At 50.6% G+C, this 20,640-nt stretch carries 11 protein-coding genes and 1 tRNA gene; 10 read left to right on the plus strand and 2 right to left on the minus strand.

Going from position 1 to position 20,640, the window contains the following annotated elements; genetic code table 11:
- The first annotated feature begins 28 nt into the window (after nt 1-28).
- Genes gltB through pyk form a run of 3 tightly spaced genes read left to right on the plus strand, consistent with a single transcriptional unit; the run spans nt 29 to nt 7,469 of the window.
- A complete protein-coding gene (gene gltB / locus RHOLA_RS03785) occupies nt 29-4,582 on the plus strand; it encodes a glutamate synthase large subunit (protein ID WP_038502451.1) in 4,554 nt (1,517 codons plus the stop codon).
- Nucleotides 4,575-6,029, plus strand: a complete 1,455-nt coding sequence (locus tag RHOLA_RS03790; protein WP_038502453.1) for a glutamate synthase subunit beta — start codon at nt 4,575-4,577, stop codon at nt 6,027-6,029. Before gltB ends, RHOLA_RS03790 begins: the two co-directional genes overlap by 8 nt.
- An 18-nt stretch (nt 6,030-6,047) precedes the next feature.
- Entirely contained in the window at nt 6,048-7,469 is a 1,422-nt protein-coding gene (gene pyk / locus RHOLA_RS03795) for a pyruvate kinase (protein ID WP_038502455.1), read from the plus strand.
- Between the two features lie 138 nt (nt 7,470-7,607).
- Here the strand turns inward: pyk and RHOLA_RS03800 are convergent.
- A tRNA-Leu gene (locus RHOLA_RS03800) sits at nt 7,608-7,688 on the minus strand.
- Nucleotides 7,689-7,758: 70 nt separating this feature from the next.
- Between RHOLA_RS03800 and RHOLA_RS03805 the strand changes: the two genes are divergently transcribed.
- Nucleotides 7,759-8,379: an ANTAR domain-containing response regulator gene (locus tag RHOLA_RS03805; protein WP_038502456.1), complete on the plus strand. Its 621-nt coding sequence runs from the start codon at nt 7,759-7,761 to the stop codon at nt 8,377-8,379.
- Here RHOLA_RS03805 and RHOLA_RS03810 read toward each other — a convergent pair whose 3' ends face one another.
- The gene (locus RHOLA_RS03810) at nt 8,380-8,805 is read right to left on the minus strand and encodes a PaaI family thioesterase (RefSeq protein WP_038502458.1); all 426 of its coding nucleotides are present in this window, start codon (nt 8,803-8,805) and stop codon (nt 8,380-8,382) included.
- Nucleotides 8,806-8,848: 43 nt separating this feature from the next.
- Here RHOLA_RS03810 and polA point away from each other — a divergent pair, with 43 nt between their 5' ends.
- From polA to uvrC, 6 genes are all read left to right on the plus strand, one after another.
- Nucleotides 8,849-11,542: a DNA polymerase I gene (polA, locus tag RHOLA_RS03815; protein ID WP_038502459.1), complete on the plus strand. Its 2,694-nt coding sequence runs from the start codon at nt 8,849-8,851 to the stop codon at nt 11,540-11,542.
- A 131-nt stretch (nt 11,543-11,673) separates the two neighbouring features.
- Nucleotides 11,674-13,140 (plus strand): 30S ribosomal protein S1, encoded by a 1,467-nt coding sequence (gene rpsA / locus RHOLA_RS03820; RefSeq protein ID WP_038502461.1) that lies wholly within the window; start codon nt 11,674-11,676, stop codon nt 13,138-13,140.
- A gap of 62 nt (nt 13,141-13,202) precedes the next feature.
- A complete protein-coding gene (gene coaE, locus RHOLA_RS03825; RefSeq protein ID WP_038502462.1) occupies nt 13,203-13,811 on the plus strand; it encodes a dephospho-CoA kinase in 609 nt (202 codons plus the stop codon).
- On the plus strand, nt 13,798-15,876 hold the full coding sequence (uvrB, locus tag RHOLA_RS03830; RefSeq protein WP_038503925.1) for an excinuclease ABC subunit UvrB: 2,079 nt from the start codon (nt 13,798-13,800) through the stop codon (nt 15,874-15,876). The genes coaE and uvrB overlap by 14 nt, the downstream gene beginning before the upstream one ends.
- A gap of 9 nt (nt 15,877-15,885) precedes the next feature.
- Nucleotides 15,886-18,750: an excinuclease ABC subunit UvrA gene (gene uvrA / locus RHOLA_RS03835; protein ID WP_038502463.1), complete on the plus strand. Its 2,865-nt coding sequence runs from the start codon at nt 15,886-15,888 to the stop codon at nt 18,748-18,750.
- Nucleotides 18,750-20,618, plus strand: coding sequence for an excinuclease ABC subunit UvrC (uvrC, locus tag RHOLA_RS03840; RefSeq protein WP_038502465.1), 1,869 nt, complete (start codon nt 18,750-18,752; stop codon nt 20,616-20,618). The genes uvrA and uvrC overlap by 1 nt, the downstream gene beginning before the upstream one ends.
- Nucleotides 20,619-20,640: the final 22 nt, after the last annotated feature.

Raw genomic sequence — 20,640 nt, forward strand, 5'->3', positions numbered from 1 at the left:
CCCTCCTACTTAATGATTGGAGTGTGGCATGTCCGAAATGTCGCCGTTCGAAAGATTTGGCACCGCCCCGGTAGCCCAGGGTCTGTACAACCCTGCTTTCGATAAAGACGCTTGTGGTTTGGCAATGGTTGCCACACTTCGTGGTACTCCTGGACATGACATTGTAAAAACCGCACTTACCGCACTTACGAACCTTGAGCACCGTGGAGCCGTTGGTTCCGACGCCGGAACCGGTGACGGCGCTGGTATTTTGACTCAAATCCCCGACGCTTTTCTGCGATCGGTAACAAACTTTGAACTTCCTGCAAAAGGCACCTACGCCGCTGGACTGGTGTTTATCGAAGTTGGTGAAGAACAAAAACTTGAAGCGGCCTTTGAAGAACTTGCCAAAGAAGAGCAACTAGCCGTACTTGGTTGGCGCGATGTACCAACCAACCCCGATGTCCTTGGTGACCTAGCACGCGCGGCCATGCCAACCATTCGCCAAGTATTTGTGAATGCTCCAGATGGTGCGACCGGAATGGACCTTGAGCGCCGCACATTCAGACTGCGCAAACGATCAGAACGCAAGCTTGGGGCGTATCACCCTTCGCTTTCCTCGCGCACCATCGTTTACAAGGGAATGGTCACGACTCTTCAGCTTGAGCCGTTCTACCCAGATCTAAGCAACGAGCTTTTTGACTCAACTCTTGCACTGGTTCACTCTCGTTTTTCTACCAACACCTTCCCATCCTGGCCGTTGGCACACCCATTCCGAATGATTGCCCACAATGGTGAGATCAACACCGTAAAGGGAAATCGCAACTGGATGCGCTCTCGTGAAGCACAGCTGGCCGCCGATGTACTCGGTGACATCAAGCAGCTGACCCCAATCATCACACCGGATGGTTCGGACTCAGCGTCCTTCGATGAAGTTGTTGAATTGCTTTACATGTCTGGCAGAAGCTTGCCGCACGCAATGATGATGATGATTCCTGAGGCTTGGGAAAAGCAAAGCGATATCGACGAAAATCGCAAGAATTTCTACGAATACCACTCGATGCTTATGGAGCCGTGGGATGGTCCAGCTGCTGTTATTTTCACCGATGGATCTTTGGTTGGCGCAACACTTGACCGCAACGGTCTTCGTCCGGGGCGATATTTGGTCACGGAAGATGGACTTGTCGTTCTGGCATCAGAAATTGGCGTTGCTGAAATTGACCCAGCAAAGATTGTTCGTAAAGGCAGGCTCCAGCCGGGGCGCATGTTCCTTGCAGATACCGTTAACGGTCGCTTGATTGACGACGATGAAATTAAGGCTGAGATTGCAGCCCTTGAACCATGGGGTGAGTGGCTTGAAGGCAACCGAATTAACCTCAAAGATCTTCCGGAGCGTGAGCACATTGCCCACACTGCCTCTTCAGTAAACCGCCGTCAGCGCACCTTTGGCTACACCGAGGAAGAGCTAAGAATTCTTCTTGCACCAATGGCTAAAAACGGGATCGAGCCACTTGGCGCAATGGGATCCGATACTCCAATCGCGGCTATCTCTGATCGTCCTCGTCTTCTATTTGACTACTTCGTGCAGCAATTCGCACAGGTAACTAACCCACCGCTTGATTCGATTCGTGAAGAGGTAGTTACTTCGCTGAGCACGGGAATTGGTCCGGAAAGAAACCTTCTGGCCGCAACGCCAGAGCACGCGCAGCAGGTAATCCTTAATTTCCCAGTCATCAGCAATGACGAACTTGCAAAAATTCAACACATCGATGAGCGTCCAGGAGTTGGCCAAGCGTTCACCGTTCGAGGAACCTATCGGGTTGAGGGCGGAGCCGAGGCACTTGCCGCACGCATTCGAGAAATGTTTGAAGAGATCGAATCGGCGATTGCAAATGGGTCAACCTACTTGATTCTTTCTGACCGTGATAGCAATCGAGACATGGCTCCGATTCCATCGCTGTTGCTAACTTCGGCCGTTCACCACGCGCTGATTCGTGCAGGACTCAGGACCAAGGTGGGTCTTGTTGTTGAAGCCGGTGACGTGCGTGAGGTTCACCACGTGGCCGCTTTGATTGGATACGGAGCTGCAGCGATAAACCCTTATCTTGCACTCGAATCCGTTGAGCAGATGGTCAAGTCTGGCCAGATTGTTGGAATCGACATCGAGCACGCGCAAAAAAACTTGATCAAGGCACTGGGTAAGGGTGTTCTGAAGATCATGTCGAAGATGGGGATCTCTACCGTCTCGTCATACTCAGGCGCTCAATGTTTTGAGGCGATTGGGCTGAGCCAAGAATTTGTTGACACCTACTTCACCGGAACCACCAGTCAGTTGGGTGGAATTGGCATCGATGTTATTGCTCACGAAATTGCCGACCGTCACTCAAGCGCTTACCCGGTAGATGAAGCGCTAAACCCACACGTTTCTTTAGAGACCGGAGGCGAGTACCAGTGGCGCCGCTCGGGACCAGCTCACTTGTTCAACCCTGAAACTATTTTTAAGCTTCAGCATTCAACCCGCAGCAAGAGCTATGAAATTTTCCGCGAGTACACCAAAACCGTAGATGATCAAGCTGAAAACTTGATGACTTTGCGTGGCTTATTCAAACTGCGTGAGGGTGTTCGACCCGCTGTACCTATCGATGAGGTTGAACCTGTTTCAGCTATTGTCAAGCGATTCTCTACCGGAGCCATGTCTTACGGTTCTATCTCTCCAGAAGCACATGAAACTCTTGCTATCGCAATGAATCGACTTGGCGCAAAATCTAACACGGGTGAAGGTGGCGAAGACGTTGAGCGTCTGCTAGACCCAGAGCGCAGATCGGCGATCAAACAGGTAGCGTCTGGTCGTTTTGGTGTGACCAGTATGTACCTTACCCACGCCGACGACATTCAAATCAAAATGGCACAGGGGGCAAAGCCAGGAGAAGGCGGTCAGCTTCCACCAAATAAGGTCTACCCGTGGATCGCAAAAATCCGTCACTCGACCCCCGGAGTTGGCTTAATTTCGCCACCTCCACACCACGACATCTACTCAATTGAAGACCTAAAACAATTGATCTTTGACGTGAAGCGTGCCAATCGACAAGCACGAGTTCACGTGAAATTGGTTTCCCAGGTTGGCATCGGAACGGTCGCAGCCGGAGTAGCTAAGGCTAAAGCAGATGTGATTTTGGTTTCTGGTCACGATGGTGGAACAGGAGCAAGCCCACTTAATTCTTTGAAGCACGCCGGAACCCCGTGGGAACTTGGCCTAGCTGAAGCACAGCAAACCTTGCTAATAAATGGACTGCGTGATCGCGTTTCAGTTCAGGTCGACGGTCAAATGAAGACCGGCCGAGATGTTGTCATAGCGGCATTACTTGGTGCCGAGGAGTTTGGTTTTGCCACCGCGCCGCTCGTTGTTGAGGGCTGTATCTTGATGCGCGTTTGCCATCTAGACACTTGCCCGGTTGGAGTTGCCACACAAAATCCAACCCTGCGTGCGCGTTTCACTGGTCAGGCAGACCACGTGGTTAACTTCTTTGAATTCTTGGCGCAAGAGGTTCGCGAGTATCTGGCTGCACTTGGTTTCAGGACCTTGGATGAGGCGATTGGACACAGTGAGCTGATCGACGTTAACCGCGCAATTCAGCACTGGAAAGCCGATGGGCTTGATTTGTCACCTATCTTGGCGACACCAAACATCGCGCCTGGGGCTTCGCGCAGAAGGACAACCTTCCAGGACCACGAGCTCGAGAAGCACTTCGACCACAAACTAATTCAGGCCGCCAAACCAGCTCTAGAAGACGCCCAGCCGGTGCAGATAGAGCTGCCGATCACAAACGTTGATCAGGCGGTTGGCACCATGCTTGGTAATGAACTTACCAAGCGGTACGCAGCTGATGGCCTGCCAGATGGAACCATCGACATAAAGTTGACCGGTTCAGCTGGACAGTCATTTGGCGCATTCGTACCAAAGGGCATAAAACTAAATCTTGAAGGTGACTCGAACGACTACGTTGGCAAGGGACTTTCCGGTGGAACGATAGTCATTCGACCAAATCGAGCCAGCGTGTTTCCAGCCGAAAAGAACATCATTGCTGGAAATGTAATCGGCTACGGTGCGACCAGCGGTTCAATGTTCCTTCGCGGAATTGTAGGCGAACGATTCCTGGTAAGAAACTCGGGTGTGACTGCCGTGGCTGAGGGTTGCGGTGACCACGCACTTGAGTACATGACCGGTGGAGTAGCTGTAATTCTTGGCCCAACCGGACGTAATCTTGGCGCTGGTATGTCTGGAGGAGTTGCCTACGTTTACAAACTCCGCGCAGACCACGTAAATCACGAGGCGCTTGCCGCAAGCGAACTGCACATGAATCCGCTGGGTGATGTGGATGCTGCGCAACTCAAGGAACTGCTTCAACGTCACGTTGATGAGACAGACTCTGCACTGGCCAAATCCCTTCTGCAAAACTTTGAGTCTGAGGTTAAGAACTTCACCTGCGTACTTCCGCGCGACTATGCAAGCGTGCTGAAGATTCGCGATAAGGCAAAGCAAGAAGGCGTCGACCCCGATAGCGATATTGTTTGGAAGCAGATCCTGGAGGTGACAAATGGCTGATCCACGTGGATTCCTAAAGACCACCCAGCGTGAAACTGCAAATCGCAGACCTGTTTCAGTTCGAATCATGGACTGGAAGGAAGTTTACGAAAAGCGTGACTCCGCGGTAGTCAAGACCCAGGCTGGTCGCTGCATGGATTGTGGTGTGCCGTTCTGCCACCACGGTTGCCCATTAGGCAACCTAATTCCGGAATGGAATGACCTTACCTGGCGTGGCGAAGGTCAAAACGCTATTGAGCGCCTGCACGCAACCAATAATTTTCCGGAGTTCACCGGCAGGCTTTGCCCCGCGCCATGCGAAAGTTCCTGTGTGCTGGGAATTAACCAGCCCGCTGTCACGATTAAGGAAATAGAAGTTTCAATAATCGACGAGGCATTCGACAAGGATTGGGTAAAGCCCCACGCACCTGAGCGACTCACAGGCAAGACAGTTGCGGTGGTTGGTTCTGGTCCGGCGGGTCTAGCCGCAGCTCAGCAGCTTACGCGGGCCGGGCACACCGTTGCAGTATTTGAGCGTGACGACAAAATTGGTGGTTTACTTCGATACGGTATTCCAGACTTCAAAATGGAAAAACACCACATCGATCGTCGTCTGGCGCAAATGGAAGCAGAGGGTACTCGCTTCCGCGCTGGAGTGAACATCGGTGTTGACATCACCTGGGAAGAACTTCGCTCACGCTACGATGCGGTGCTAATTGCAACTGGTGCGTCAAAGCCTCGTGACATAAACATTCCGGGCAGAGAGCTCGACGGCGTACACTTTGCGATGGAATATCTCGTTCCGGCAAACCGTGTTGTCGCAGGGGAGACAGTAACGAACCAAATTCTCGCGGACGGTAAGAACGTGATTATTTTGGGCGGTGGAGATACCGGAGCAGACTGCCTTGGCACCGCTACTCGACAGGGAGCGATTTCGGTCACCACGCTGGCAATTGGTAAGCAGCCACCAAGCGAAAGAACCGCTGATCAGCCTTGGCCTACTATGCCAAATCTTTTTGAGGTTGCATCGGCTCACGAAGAGTTTGGCGAGCGAAGCTACCTTGCATCAACAGTCGAATTTGTTGGGGAAAACGGTAAGGTCACCGGCGTTAAGGTTGCCGAGACGGAATTCGTCAACGGCAAGCGTCTGCCGAAGCCTGGCACCGAGAGAATCCTTCCGGCAGATTTAGTTCTACTAGCTCTTGGATTTACCGGCGTTGAGGGTGATGAAATAGCTGACCAGTCAAAGATTCAACTCGATGAGCGCGGAAATGTAAAGCGCGAATCCAACTGGGCAACGAATGCCGACGGCGTTTTTGTTGCCGGTGATGCCGGACGTGGGCAAAGCCTGATCGTGTGGGCAATCGCCGAGGGCCGCAGCGCGGCGGCCGCAATCGACGAATACCTTGAAGGCACAAGTGAACTACCAAGACCGGTGAAGACCACCGATCGCCCAATCTCTATCTAAAACAAACAGAGGAAATAAATGAGACGCGCAAAGATTGTTGCCACGCTTGGACCGGCAACCTCTAGCTACGAAAGCATCCGTGCAATTATCGAGGCAGGTGTTGACGTTGCTCGCATGAACCTCAGTCACGGCAGCTACGATGTTCACGAAGAGATCTATCGCACAGTTAGAAAAGCAGCTGCAGATGTAGATAAGCCAGTTGGAATATTCGTCGATCTTCAGGGGCCAAAAATTCGTCTTGCTCGCTTCGTCGAGGGTCCGCACATGCTGAACAAAGGCGACACCTTCAAGATCACAATCAACGAGGTTGAGGGCACTAAAGAAATTTGCGGCACGACCTTCAAGGGCCTATGCGGCGACGTCAAGGTGGGGGATTTACTACTAATTGACGATGGCAAGGTCACCCTTAGGGCAACAGAGGTGACTGACGACACGGTAACAACGATTGTTGAAGTACCTGGTTTTGTCTCAAACAATAAGGGCATCAACTTGCCAGGTGTGGCAGTAAATGTGCCTGCACTGTCAGAAAAGGACGAAGACGACCTGCGCTGGGGTATTCGCCTAGGTGTCGACATGATTGCACTTTCATTTGTTCGAAATGCATCTGACATTGTTCGAGTCCACGAGATTATGAACGAGGAAGGGAAGTTCCTCCCGGTCATCGCCAAGATCGAAAAGCCACAGGCTGTGGATGCGTTAGAAGAAATAATCGATGCGTTCGACGGAATTATGGTGGCTCGTGGTGATCTGGGTGTGGAACTTCCATTTGAGGATGTTCCCCTAGTGCAAAAGCGTGCGGTTGAGCTTGCTCGTCGCTGGGCGAAGCCGGTAATTGTTGCCACACAAATGCTTGAAACCATGATTGAAAACTCTCGCCCAACTCGCGCTGAGGCCTCGGATGTTGCGAATGCAATTCTTGATGGTGCCGATGCGGTAATGCTTTCTGGTGAAACATCGGTGGGTAAGTATCCGGTTGAAACCGTGCAGGCCATGGCCCGAATTATCGAGTCAACCGAGGACCACGGATTAGACCGAATTCCGCCACTGGGCACCCGTCCACACACGCACTCGGGTGCTGTATCACTTGCCGCTGTCGAAATAGCAGAGCTTCTTGGCTCTAAGTTCGTTTGCGTCTTCACCGAGTCGGGGGACTCGCTCAGACGAGTAGCCCGACTGCGCTCCGCTGTTCCTACACTTGCCTTTACCCCTAGCGAGACTGTACGAAACCGCTTGTCACTGGTTTGGGGCGCTCAGACCTACATGGTCGCTCCGGTCAAGCACACGGATCAAATGATGAACCAGGTTGATGAACTCGTGCTCGCCACGGGCAAGGGCAAAATCGGCGAGGAAGTCGTTGTTGTAGCCGGCACTCCACCTGGTGTTCCGGGATCTACCAACACTCTTAGAGTGCACAAACTTGGCTCCTCGATTCCACAGTAATTCGAGATCTGCACTAACTAAAGACGGACCCAACCGGGTCCGTCTTTTTTGTATTCAAATCAGCTAACTGCCATCAGGGTTTTTTAGTGCAATTGTCATTAAACAAAAAATGGTCCCTGGGGACCATTTTTCTTATTGTGCCGAAGGCGGGACTTGAACCCGCACTCCTTTCGGAAAAGCATTTTGAGTGCTCCGCGTCTGCCATTTCGCCACTTCGGCTAACTTGACCAATACTAGCCGATAGCCCCTTTGTTCCTAAAATTGGGAGTCATCTAATACAGTTGAGAGCATGGCAGATGTAGCGAAGAAGCGCACGGTGATTGTCGCCGAAGATGAATCATTGATCCGTATGGACATTGTAGAGACCCTTCGCGAGCACGGCTTTGATGTAATAGCCGAAGCCGGTGATGGTGAGCAAGCCGTGAAGTTGGTCACGGAACATAAGCCAGACCTACTGGTCATGGACATAAAAATGCCGAACATGGATGGGATCACCGCAGCTGAAAAGCTCGCCGACAGCAAGACGCCAATAGTTTTGCTCACCGCATTTAGTCAAAAAGAACTGGTTGATAGAGCCAATGAGGCTGGAGCCATGGCTTACGTCGTCAAGCCATTTACCCCTAACGATCTGTTACCGGCAATTGAAATTGCGCTCAGCCGCCATGCGCAACTAACTGCACTTGAAGCCGAGATATCGGACCTCAACGAACGCTTTGAGACTCGCAAACTCATCGATCGCGCCAAAGGCTTGCTAAATGAAAAGATGAATCTAAGTGAGCCAGAGGCTTTCCGCTGGATTCAAAAGGCCTCAATGGATCGACGCCTAACCATGCAAGAGGTTGCCGTCACAGTCATCGAACAATTGGGTGCTTCAAAACCAGAAGCAAAACCTGAAACAAAGACAGAGTAGTTAGCTTTTCTTCTCTTTGAGGAAGTTGGTTATTCTCACCGTCGATAAACGGCGTCCCGATTCGTCTGAAATCACAATCTCGTGAGTCGCCAAGGTTTTGCCTAGGTTCAAGGCGGTGCAGACTGCTGTCACAGTGCCGGAAGTTACAGATTTGCTGTGGCTGGCATTAACTTCAATCCCTACCGCAAATTTATCGGGGTGAGCCCAGACGTTGGCCGCAAAACTTCCCAGACTCTCGCCTAAAACAACGTGAGCGCCGCCGTGAAGCACACCCAAAGGTTGCGTGTTACCCTCAACCGGCATAGTGGCCACCGCACGTTCAGCGCTGAGCTCTAAAATTTGAATGCCCATCTTTTCGGCAAGCGGTCCGAGTCCGCGAAGTTGCATTAGTTGCTCTGCAGCTTGACTGAATTTTGGTGAAGACATTGAAGCTCCTAAAAACATGTTTGGAGGCGATTAGGCTTGCCTCATGAACGCTAATCCAAAGCCTACCCTTCTGCTGATTGATGGCCATTCACTAGCGTTTCGAGCTTTTTACGCTCTAAACCCAGACAACTTCAAAACTAAAGACGGTCAACACACGAATGCGGTCCACGGCTTTATTTCAATGCTTTTGAACATTCTTCAGGCAGAAAAGCCCACCCACCTAGCAGTGGCTTTTGATCTTTCCAGAGGTTCCTTCAGAACCCAAGAATATCCGGAATATAAAGGAACTCGCGGCGAGACGCCGCCGGAGTTCATCGGACAGACCGAGTTACTGCAAGAGGCACTGGCCGCCATGAACATCAAAACAATAACTCGCGAAAATTTTGAAGCAGATGACATTCTGGCTAGCCTGGCCGACCAAAGCGCCGATAAGGGATTCAGTGTTTTTGTGGTTTCAGGAGACCGCGACACTTTTCAATTAATTTCTGACAACACCACGATTCTTTATCCAATAAAGGGCGTGATGAATCTTGCCCGAATGGATGACGCCGCCGTACTTGAGAAGTACGGAATTCATGCACGTCAATATCCAGATCTAGCTGCATTGGTTGGCGAAACCTCGGACAACTTGCCCGGTATTCCAGGGGTTGGTCCAAAGACTGCGGCCAAGTGGCTACAGCAATTTGGTGACCTCAAGGCGGTCCTTGATGCGGCTGACTCGATTACCGGCAAGGTGGGCGAGAACCTTCGCGAACACAGGGAATTGGCCGTTAGAAATCGAAGGCTAAATCACCTTATTCGCGACCTTGAGTTTGAATTCGACCAAAGTGCCCTAGAACTAGGTGGCGTTGATGAGGATGCAGTACGACAAGTTTTCGCAAAGCTAGAGTTCAAAACGTTGACTGAACGCGTGCTTAGGCTTCGCGGCTCAAAGCCAAAAGACAACACCGACGGAGCTGTAAAAGCCTTTGAGGATGCATTCGAAACGTCAAAGACCGATGCAATTTTTGAAGAACTACAGATACCCAGTGCTGAAAAACTAACATCGGCGAAACTAACCGACTGGCTAAAGTCAGTCAGCGGCACAGTGGGGCTTTCATTTGAGATCTCTGAACAAAACATCACCGCCGTTGGCTTTGCGACTGAGTCAGTTCGAAAATACTGGGAACCCAACTCAAGTCAAGAGTTAAAAAAGATCATCGAACCGTGGTTGAAAGATCCCGCCTGTGTAAAGGCGATCCACGGCGCCAAGGACTTTTCAAAACTTCTTTTTGATTTAGAAATTGAATTTGCCGGTCTTGACTATGACACATTGCTTCTTGCCTACCTGCTGAACCCCGTTCGCAAGGATTTCTCACTAGATGAGCTTGCTCTGGAATATTTAGGCACGGTAGTCAAGCGTGGTGATCCAAATCAGCTGATAGCAGAAGAGGCAACCGACGTATCGCTTGATGCTTGGCTAACGATTTCGCTGGCACCAAAGCTCTATGAGCAGGTAAAAGATCAAGAACAACTTCATGTTTACGCTCAGGTGGAACTACCAACTAATCTTTCGCTCGCGCGGATGGAGCACTTTGGAATTTCCGTGGATGTCAAGAAACTAAACGAGCTCTTCGAGCGGCTGACCGGTGAGGTCGCAACAATCGCAAAGAGTGCCTACGAAATAATTGGTCACGAAATAAACCTGGCCTCACCAAAGCAATTGCAAACTGTACTTTTTGATGAACTCGGTATGACTGGAACCAAGCAGGTCAAGACCGGCTTTTCGACTAATGCGGCGGCTCTCACCGAACTTTACGAACAGACCGAACATCCATTTCTAGCGCGACTGCTAGAACATCGCGAGGTGACCAAGATTCGACAAATCGTGGAAACTATGTTGAAGGCAGTAGCTCAAGACGGCCGAATTCACACCAACTATGTCCAAACTGGCACTTCAACAGGCCGACTCTCTTCCGAGAACCCAAATCTTCAAAACATTCCAATCCGAAGCCAACGCGGTCGCGAAATTCGAGATGCCTTCGTAGCCGGTCAGGGCTTCGAAACTTTGTTGAGCGCTGACTACTCTCAAATCGAAATGCGCATCATGGCTCATTTGTCAGAAGATTCGGGCATCATTGAGGCGTTCAAGACGGGTGAGGACCTACACCGGTTCGTAGGTTCAAGACTCTTTGGTGTCAAACCCCAGGATGTGACTACGTCGATGCGTGGAACCGTAAAAGCCATGAGTTACGGACTGGTATACGGACTCAGTGAATACGGATTGGCAAAGCAGCTTCGTATTTCCAATGCCGAGGCTAAACAACTGATGGCAGATTACTTTGCGCGATTCGGAGGGGTAAAACGCTATTTGGCTTCGGTTGTCGATGAGGCCAAAACCAAGGGCTTCACCGTGACAACTTTTGGTCGCAGGAGACCTTTCGATGACCTGAATAGCAAAATTTTTCAAGTTCGCGAGAACGCCCGCAGAGCAGCACTAAATGCTCCAATTCAGGGAACGGCTGCTGACATCATGAAGCTGGCGATGAATGCCATCGACCAAAAGATGCAGGAATCTGGGCTGAAAAGCCGCATGCTGCTGCAGGTACACGACGAACTGGTCTTTGAGGTGGCAAAGGGGGAGTTGGACACACTAAAGGACCTGGTGACAAAGCAAATGGAGCAGGTCGTTGAGCTATCGGTGCCTCTGGAAGTGCAGATTGGCATAGGCAAAAGCTGGGATCAGGCCGCCCACTAGAGGCCGGAATCAGGTAGGCTTAGGGAGCGTGTTTTTCACGTAAATCCCTATCCATCGTTGCGATGGAATCCACGGAAAATCTGTGTTTTTTGTCGCGACCCGAGTAATGCCCGTTAAGAGTAAAAACCTATATGACCACCAAGACAACCAAGCAGATTGCTGTAAATGACATCGGCTCTGCAGAAGACTTCCTTGCAGCAGTAGAAGCAACCCTGAAGTTCTTCAACGACGGCGACCTAATTGCTGGAACCGTAGTAAAAATTGACCGCGACGAAGTTCTTCTAGACGTTGGTTACAAAACCGAAGGTGTAATCCCTTCTCGTGAACTTTCAATTCGTCACGACGCCGATCCATCAGAGATCGTTTCTGTAGGCGACACAGTAGAAGCCCTTGTTCTTCAGAAGGAAGACAAAGAAGGCCGACTAATCCTTTCAAAGAAGCGCGCTCAGTACGAGCGTGCCTGGGGCGATGTTGAAAAGGTTAAAGAAGCAGATGCCACCGTTACCGGTGTTGTAATCGAAGTTGTCAAGGGTGGTCTGATCGTAGACATTGGTCTTCGTGGATTCCTTCCTGCTTCATTGATTGAACTTCGTCGCGTGCGCGACCTTGGCCCATACCTAGGCCAGAAGGTTGAAGCCAAGATTCTTGAGCTAGACAAAAACCGCAACAACGTTGTGCTTTCACGTCGCGCTCTTCTTGAAGAGTCACAGTCTGCTTCACGCAGCACCTTCCTTGCAGATCTTGCAAAGGGTCAGATCCGCACCGGTGTTGTTTCATCAATCGTCAACTTTGGTGCGTTCATCGATCTTGGTGGCGTGGACGGTCTAGTTCACGTTTCAGAACTTTCATGGAAGCACATCGAGCACGCGTCAGAAGTTGTTGAGATTGGTCAGGAAGTTACCGTTGAGGTTCTTGAAGTTGATCAAGAGCGCGAGCGCGTTTCGCTGTCTCTAAAGGCAACTCAGGAAGACCCATGGCAGGTATTCGCACGTACTCACGCAATTGGTCAGTACGCGCCAGGTAAGGTCACCAAGCTGGTTCCATTCGGTGCATTCGTTCGCGTAGCAGACGGCATCGAAGGACTTGTTCACATCTCGGAACTTTCTTCAAAGCACATTGAGTTGGCTGAGCAGGTTGTATCGGTTAACCAGGACGTATTCGTCAAGGTGATCGATATCGATCTAGACCGTCGCCGCATTTCACTATCGCTAAAGCAGGCTAATGAAGAGGTTGACCCAGAGGGCACCGAATTCAACCCAGCGCTTTACGGTATGGCGGCAGACTACGACGAGACCGGTACCTACAAGTACCCAGAAGGCTTCGACCCTAAGACCAACGAATGGAAGGCAGGCTTCGAAGAAGCTCGCGCCAAGTGGGAAAAGGAATACGCCGAGGCTCACGCTCGTTGGGAAGAGCACAAGAAGCAGGTTAAGGCAGCCAACGAAGCTGCAGCCAAGCTTCCTGATGCTCCTGCAACTCCAGCAGAGGCACCAGCTGCTTCAAGCTCAAGCTACTCAAGCGAGTCGGCAGACGCGGGAACTCTTGCAGCTGACGAGTCACTTGCAGCACTTCGCGACAAGCTAAAGAGCGCAGAGTAATAATCAAGTTCAAAAGGAGGTCAGCCGAAAGGTTGGCCTCCTTTTTTGTTTAGGCTAAAGGTATGTATCTAGTTGGGCTTACTGGTGGAATTGCCTCAGGCAAGTCAACGGTTGCGTCTGCCTGGGTTGAGTTGGGTGGCATCGAGATTGACGCGGATCAGTTAGCTCGCGAGGTTGTGGAGCCGGGAACGCCCGGTCTTGCCGCCGTTAAAGCAGCGTTCGGTGACTCGGTAATTTCCAACGGAGCATTAGATCGCAGTGCTTTGGGTCAGCTTGTCTTTGCAAACACCGATAAGCGCAAGCAATTGGAAGCAATAGTGCACCCGCTAGTTAGAGAACTTGCTGCCAAGAAAATTGCCGAGCTACCAAACGACTCAATCGTGATTTACAACGTCCCGCTATTGGTCGAAGCAGCGGTCGACCTTGACTTCGACAAGGTGGTTACCGTTGAAGCTCCTTCAGAAAAGCAGATTGAGAGGTTGGTTTCAATCCGCAAAATGAATCGTGAGGAGGCCGAAAGGCGGGTAGCAGCCCAGGCCTCGCCGGCACAGCGCGCAAATGCAGCGGACGTAATATTGAACTCCAACCAAGACCTTCACCTGTTGTTGAAGGATGCCCGCAGACTCTGGCAACAGATTGAACATGAGGCAGCGCAGCGTGGAAGCAACTAGATCCTTTGCGCCTTTTAAGGTTGTCTCTGAATTTCAACCCTCGGGTGATCAACCAACCGCAATCGCAGATCTTGCACAAAGAATAAATGCGGGTGAGACTGATGTGGTTTTATTGGGTGCTACCGGTACCGGAAAATCAGCAACTACAGCATGGCTCATCGAGGCGGTGCAGCGGCCAACCCTGGTGTTGGCGCACAATAAGACCTTGGCCGCTCAGTTAGTTAACGAATTCAGAGAGCTTTTGCCGAATAACGCAGTTGAATACTTCGTGAGTTACTACGACTATTACCAACCAGAGGCTTACGTAGCACAAACCGATACCTTCATCGAGAAGGATTCATCTATCAACGAAGAGGTTGAGCGGCTGAGATACTCTGCCACCACTAGCCTTCTTAGCCGACGTGACGTGGTAGTAGTCAGCACCGTCTCGTGCATCTATGGTCTTGGCGCCCCAGAGGAATACCTGAATAGTCGAGTAGCGCTACAGGTGGGCCAGCACCTGGATCGCGATGACTTGATTCGACAATTGGTAGCAATGCAATACAGCCGAAATGATTACGAATTTATCCGTGGAAATTTCCGGGTCAAGGGCGACACCATCGAAATCATTCCAGTAAATGAGGAAATGGCGATTCGAATTGAATTCTTTGGTGACGAAATAGAGGCACTACACACCCTTTTTCCACTAACCGGTGAAATTGCTCAAACAATCAATGCTGTTTCGATTTTTCCAGCCTCGCTTTATATGGCTGGCCCAGAACGAATGGGCAAAGCCATTGAAGGCATTGAAGAGGAGCTAGTCTGGCGCGTCAAGGAACTGGAGCAGCAAGGAAAACTTTTAGAGGCTCAACGACTAAAGATGCGCACCACATTCGACCTGGAAATGATCAAAGAGATTGGTTTCTGCTCTGGAATCGAAAATTATTCACGTCACATTGATGGTCGAGAGCCAGGTTCTGCTCCAAGTTGCTTACTCGATTATTTTCCCGATGACTTTCTTACCGTTATTGATGAGTCACACGTAACCGTCCCACAAATCGGCGCCATGTACGAAGGAGACTCAAGCCGTAAGCGCACTTTGGTAGAGCACGGTTTTCGTCTTCCTTCTGCCCTTGATAACCGCCCCCTAAAGTGGGCTGAGTTCAAAGAACGAGTAGGGCAAACTGTTTATCTCTCGGCAACACCCGGCAAGTATGAAATGGGTCTTGGCGCTGGAATAGTTGAGCAAATTATTAGGCCTACCGGTCTGGTTGATCCTGAGATTGTAATCAAGCCAAGCGCTGGTCAAATTGACGACCTATTAGAAGAAATTAGAGTTAGGGCCGCGAAGGATGAACGCGTCCTGGTCACCACACTGACCAAGAAAATGGCTGAAGAACTAACCGAATTCCTCACTGAAGCAGGCGTGCGAGTGCGTTACCTGCATTCTGACGTTGACACTCTAAGACGGGTTGAGCTACTTCGCGAATTGCGAAGCGGGGTCTATGACGTGCTGGTTGGTATCAATCTGCTTCGTGAGGGGCTAGATCTACCAGAGGTCTCTTTGGTTTCCATTTTGGATGCCGACAAAGAAGGCTTTTTGAGATCCACCACCTCATTGATTCAGACCATTGGTCGCGCAGCTCGAAACATCAACGGCCAGGTCCACATGTACGCCGATAATCTCACTGACTCTATGAAGCGAGCGATCGATGAAACGACCAGACGCCGAGACAAGCAGATTGCCTACAACAAGGAGCGCGGAGTAGATCCGCAACCGTTGCGCAAAAAGATTGCCGACATCACCGATCAAATCCTTCGTGAAGAGGAAGATACTGCCGAACTGCTTGAGAAGGCGGCGAAGAACAAAAAACTTCGCGATGGAAAGTCCGTGATTCCAATGCGAGCCCGAAAAGGGATTGCTGGCATGGCTTACAACGAGATACTTGCCATCATCGTTGACCTGGACCAGCAAATGAAGGCTGCCGCAGAAGAGCTGAAATTCGAGCTGGCTGGGCGTCTGCGTGACGAAATCTCAGAACTAAAGCACGAACTGCGGCAAATGGAGAAGGCCGGCCACGCTTAGACTTTTAGGGTGCCTAAACCTCTAAACCACACCGATGACAAGCTAATTGTTAAGGGTGCTCGCGTCCACAATCTAAAAAATCTCAACCTTGAGATCCCTAGAAACTCAATGGTTGTCTTCACCGGACTCAGTGGTTCAGGTAAATCATCTCTTGCTTTTGACACAATTTTTGCTGAGGGTCAACGCCGATACGTTGAGTCGCTTTCGGCCTACGCTCGTCAATTTTTAGGTCAGGTTGATCGACCGGATGTTGATTTCATTGAGGGTCTCAGCCCAGCGGTTTCAATTGATCAGAAATCGACCAATCGCAATCCTCGTTCTACCGTGGGAACGATTACGGAAATACACGACTACCTGCGTCTGCTTTGGGCTCGAATTGGAGTTCCTTACTGTGCCGAATGTGGTGAAAAAATTGTCAAACAAACTCCGCAGCAGATAGTTGATCAAATTCTTGAGTTCCCAGAGGGAACCAAATTCTTGATTCTTGCCCAGGTGGTCGACCAAAAAAAGGGCGCCTTTGAAGAATTATTCCGTGATCTGAACTCCCAGGGTTTCGCTCGAGCGGTAGTCGATGGTGAATTGATTCAGCTGGCCGAGGCAAAACCATTGAAGAAAACCTTCAAGCACGACATTTCCGTCGTGGTAGATCGACTGGTCAGCAAGCCAGACATCATTGGGCGACTAACCGACTCAGTTGAAACAGCGCTGAAGCTGGCTGGCGGCCGTATTGTGATTGACCTCGTGGATGCTAAGGAGGGGCCGGGTAAGACACGTGTGTTCAGCGAAAAAATGTCATGCCCAAATGAGCACCCATTGAGCCTTACCGAAATTGAACCTCGCACATTTTCTTTCAATGCCCCTTTTGGCGCCTGCCCAACCTGCTCCGGCTTGGGGGTTAAGCAAGCAGTTGACGCTGATTTGGTTATCGGTGATCCTGACGAAAGCATCAACGGTGGTGTAATTTTGCCCTGGTCAACCCAAGGCAAGGGATTGTTCCACTATTTTTCTCGCATGCTTGAGGGGCTTGCCACCGATCTAAAGTTTTCACTGGATAAACCGTGGAACAAGCTCTCACCAGAGGTTCAAGAGGCTGTCCTTTACGGAAATAATTTTGACATTCAGGTGAAATGGAAAAACCGCTACGGGCGCGAAATGAAATACACCACTGGTTTCGAAGGTGTGCTGAACTACATCGAGCGTAAGTACCTAGAGTCAGAAAATGATTACGCAAGAGCCAAATGGTCTGACTTTCTGCGCGAGATTCCTTGCCCGGCTTGCAACGGCCAGCGACTTAAACCCGAGGTACTCGCTGTTAAAGTCGCTGATAAATCTATTGCAGAAGTGGCGGCCATGAGCCTCGGCGAAACCGTTAAATTCTTCAAAGACATCACCCTAGACAAACGAGATGTCAAGATCGCTGCACAGGTGTTGCGCGAAATCAGGGGTCGTCTTGAGTTTCTAATGGCGGTTGGGCTTGATTATCTAAGCCTTGAAAGATCTGCTGGCAGCCTTTCTGGTGGTGAGGCGCAACGAATTCGACTTGCCACTCAAATTGGTAGCGGACTTACCGGGGTACTTTACGTGCTGGATGAACCAAGCATTGGCCTGCACCAACGCGACAATCGAAAGCTGATTGAAACCCTGATTAAGCTTCGCGACTTGGGAAACACTCTGATAGTTGTTGAACACGATGAAGACACGATCAAGGCGTCGGACTGGGTAGTTGACATCGGACCGGGTGCTGGCGTACACGGTGGTGAAGTGGTTCATAGCGGAACTTACAAAGAGCTTCTGAAGAATCAGAAGTCAATCACCGGGGCTTTCATGTCTGGAAGAGAGAAAATTGCGACCCCAACCAAGCGTCGCAAGATAGACCCAACTAGGAAGATAAAGGTTGTCGGTGCTAGAGAGAACAACCTAAAAACCGTTGACGTTGAATTTCCTCTGGGAACATTCACTGCTGTCACCGGAGTCAGCGGTTCTGGCAAGTCTTCACTAGTCAACGATGTGCTCTACGAAGTGTTGGCCAATAAGTTGAATGGCGCCAAAGGTGTGGCCGGTAAGCACACCCGCATTGAAGGCTTGGATTTACTAGACAAAGTCGTGCACGTGGATCAAAATCCAATTGGCCGCACACCACGCTCCAACCCAGCAACCTACACGGGTGTTTTTGATCACATCCGAAAGCTGTTTGCCGAGACACAAGAATCCAAGGCCCGGGGATACCAACAGGGGAGATTCTCGTTCAATGTAAAAGGGGGTCGCTGCGAGGCTTGCTCGGGCGATGGAACTCTAAAGATTGAAATGAACTTTCTGCCAGACGTTTACGTGGCTTGCGAAGTTTGCCATGGAGAGCGCTACAACCGCGAGACTCTGCAGGTCAAATACAAGGGCAAAAACATTGCCGAAGTACTTGAAATGCCGATTGCTGAAGCCGCGGAATTTTTTACAGCAATCACTTCAATTGCACGCTACCTTGAGACCTTGGTAGAAGTAGGCCTTGGTTATGTTCGGCTTGGTCAAAGCGCAACAACCTTGTCTGGTGGTGAGGCTCAGCGTGTGAAGTTAGCAACGGAGCTTCAGCGCCGCTCGAATGGCCGAACCATTTACGTTCTTGACGAACCAACCACCGGCCTGCATTTTGAAGATGTTCGCAAACTTCTGCTTGTCCTAAACAGCCTTGTTGAAAAAGGTAATACTGTTCTGGTGATTGAACACAACCTTGATGTAATCAAGTGTGCCGACTGGATCGTAGACATGGGCCCTGAGGGTGGTTCACGTGGAGGCGAGGTTGTCGCGATTGGAACTCCTGAGCAGGTGGCTAAGAACTCAAAGAGCTTCACCGGCGGGTTCCTAAAGGAAATTCTGGGCTAATGGCCAACGAACTCCCTTTTCGCCCAAAAACGGGGGAGATTCCAACCCAACCCGGGGTCTATCGCTGGCTCGATGCCAACGGACGCGTTCTGTACGTTGGTAAAGCAAAGAACCTGCGCGCAAGGCTAAGCAACTATTTTGGACCACTAGATTCTTTGCACGAGCGAACCAGACGAATGGTCACCTCGGCTGCTGACGTGCAGTGGACGATTGTCAACACCGAATACGAGGCGCTGCAGCTTGAGTTCACCTGGATTAAAGAATTTGATCCGCCGTTTAATGTGCGCTTCAAAGACGACAAGTCGTACCCCTACCTAGCCGTTTCGATTGCCGAAGCGGTTCCAAGGGCATTCATAACCCGAAATCGTGAGCTTAAGGGAGTCAAGTATTTTGGGCCCTACACTCAAGCCTGGGCGGTCCGAGAAACCCTTGACACCCTGCTAAAGGTTTATCCGGTTCGCTCCTGTACCAAGGGTGTTTATCAACGTGCGCAATCAAGTAAGCGTGCTTGTTTGCTCGGTGACATCGGTAAGTGTGCCGCTCCGTGCGTTCAGCGAGTCACGCCAGCCGAGCATAAGCAAATAGCCAAGCAATTTATTGACTTCATGGCCGGCGGAGATTTAAAACACGTTGAATTATTGCGCGCAAAAATGCAAGAGGCATCACAAGACCAGCAATATGAGCTTGCCGCTCAATATCGCGATGACGTTGAAGCACTCGAGACCGTACTAGAGAAAAGTGCCGTAGTCTTCAGCGATCAAACCGATGCCGACCTATTTGGTATTGCCGACGATGAACTGGCGGCCGCTGTTTCTATGTTCGTGGTACGCGGCGGCAGAATTCGTGGTGTTCGGGGTTGGGTAATTGACAAAGAATTAGAACGCGACCCAGCTGAACTTGTTGAGTATGTTTTGCAAAACGTTTACGCACCAATTGACGGAGCAGAGCCGCAAGAGGTACCGCGTGAAGTAATAGTTCCGGTAGATCCGGCTGACAAAACCGAAGTAGCAAAGTGGCTCTCCGAGATCAGAGGCAGCAAGGTTGATCTGCACATCGCCCAGCGCGGTGACAAAGCCGCGCTGGCTGGGACTGCACTGACAAATGCCAAGCATGCTCTGATGCTCTACAAGACAAGACGAAGTGCGGACTTCACCGCCAGGGCGGATGCACTTGCTGGTATTCAGCGCGTGCTTGGTCTTGATTCGGCACCACTTCGAATTGAATGCTTTGACGTTTCACACCTGAGCGGCACAAATGTAGTTGCTTCCATGGTGGTCTTCGAAGATGGCTTGCCAAAGAAAGACCACTATCGTCGATTCTCAATTGATCAAACGCAAGATGATACTGATTCCATTTACCAGGTGCTCAGCCGCAGATTAAAGTATTTGCGCGAACCCATGGAGAACGAAAACGATTCGGCAACCAGCAATCGGTTTGCATATCGACCTTCGTTGCTGATCGTAGACGGTGGTCTGCCACAGGTAAATGCCGCTCAACGCGCGGTGAATGAGAGCGGCGTTGCCGATCTGACGGTAATTGGATTAGCCAAGCGATTAGAAGAGGTATGGCGACCAGGCAGCGATTTTCCGGTAATTTTTCCAAGAGCTACCGATGAACTTTTTCTGCTGCAGAGAATTCGCGATGAGGCGCACCGATTTGCTATTACCTATCAGCGTCAAAAGCGATCCTCAAGCATTGCTAGCGCGCTAAGCGAAATTTCTGGACTAGGCGAGAAGCGCGTATCTGCGCTGCTCAAACACTTTGGTTCAGCCAAAAGACTCAAACTCGCATCTGCGGCAGAAATTTCCGAGGTTGCCGGAATCGGCCCAGTTCTAGCCGAACAGATTGTTCAGGCACTGGATTCCTAAAACCGTCTCTTCGGCGTGTCGC

The organism is Rhodoluna lacicola, from assembly GCF_000699505.1.
Lineage (GTDB): Bacteria > Actinomycetota > Actinomycetes > Actinomycetales > Microbacteriaceae > Rhodoluna > Rhodoluna lacicola.

Bases quoted from the DNA above. Each gene is read 5' to 3' on its own strand.
- gltB (WP_038502451.1), top strand. From the start codon at position 29: ATGTCCGAAATGTCGCCGTTCGAAAGATTTGGCACCGCCCCGGTAGCC.
- RHOLA_RS03790 (WP_038502453.1), top strand. From the start codon at position 4,575: ATGGCTGATCCACGTGGATTCCTAAAGACCACCCAGCGTGAAACTGCA.
- pyk (WP_038502455.1), top strand. From the start codon at position 6,048: ATGAGACGCGCAAAGATTGTTGCCACGCTTGGACCGGCAACCTCTAGC.
- RHOLA_RS03805 (WP_038502456.1), top strand. From the start codon at position 7,759: ATGGCAGATGTAGCGAAGAAGCGCACGGTGATTGTCGCCGAAGATGAA.
- RHOLA_RS03810 (WP_038502458.1), bottom strand. From the start codon at position 8,805: ATGTCTTCACCAAAATTCAGTCAAGCTGCAGAGCAACTAATGCAACTT.
- polA (WP_038502459.1), top strand. From the start codon at position 8,849: ATGAACGCTAATCCAAAGCCTACCCTTCTGCTGATTGATGGCCATTCA.
- rpsA (WP_038502461.1), top strand. From the start codon at position 11,674: ATGACCACCAAGACAACCAAGCAGATTGCTGTAAATGACATCGGCTCT.
- coaE (WP_038502462.1), top strand. From the start codon at position 13,203: ATGTATCTAGTTGGGCTTACTGGTGGAATTGCCTCAGGCAAGTCAACG.
- uvrC (WP_038502465.1), top strand. From the start codon at position 18,750: ATGGCCAACGAACTCCCTTTTCGCCCAAAAACGGGGGAGATTCCAACC.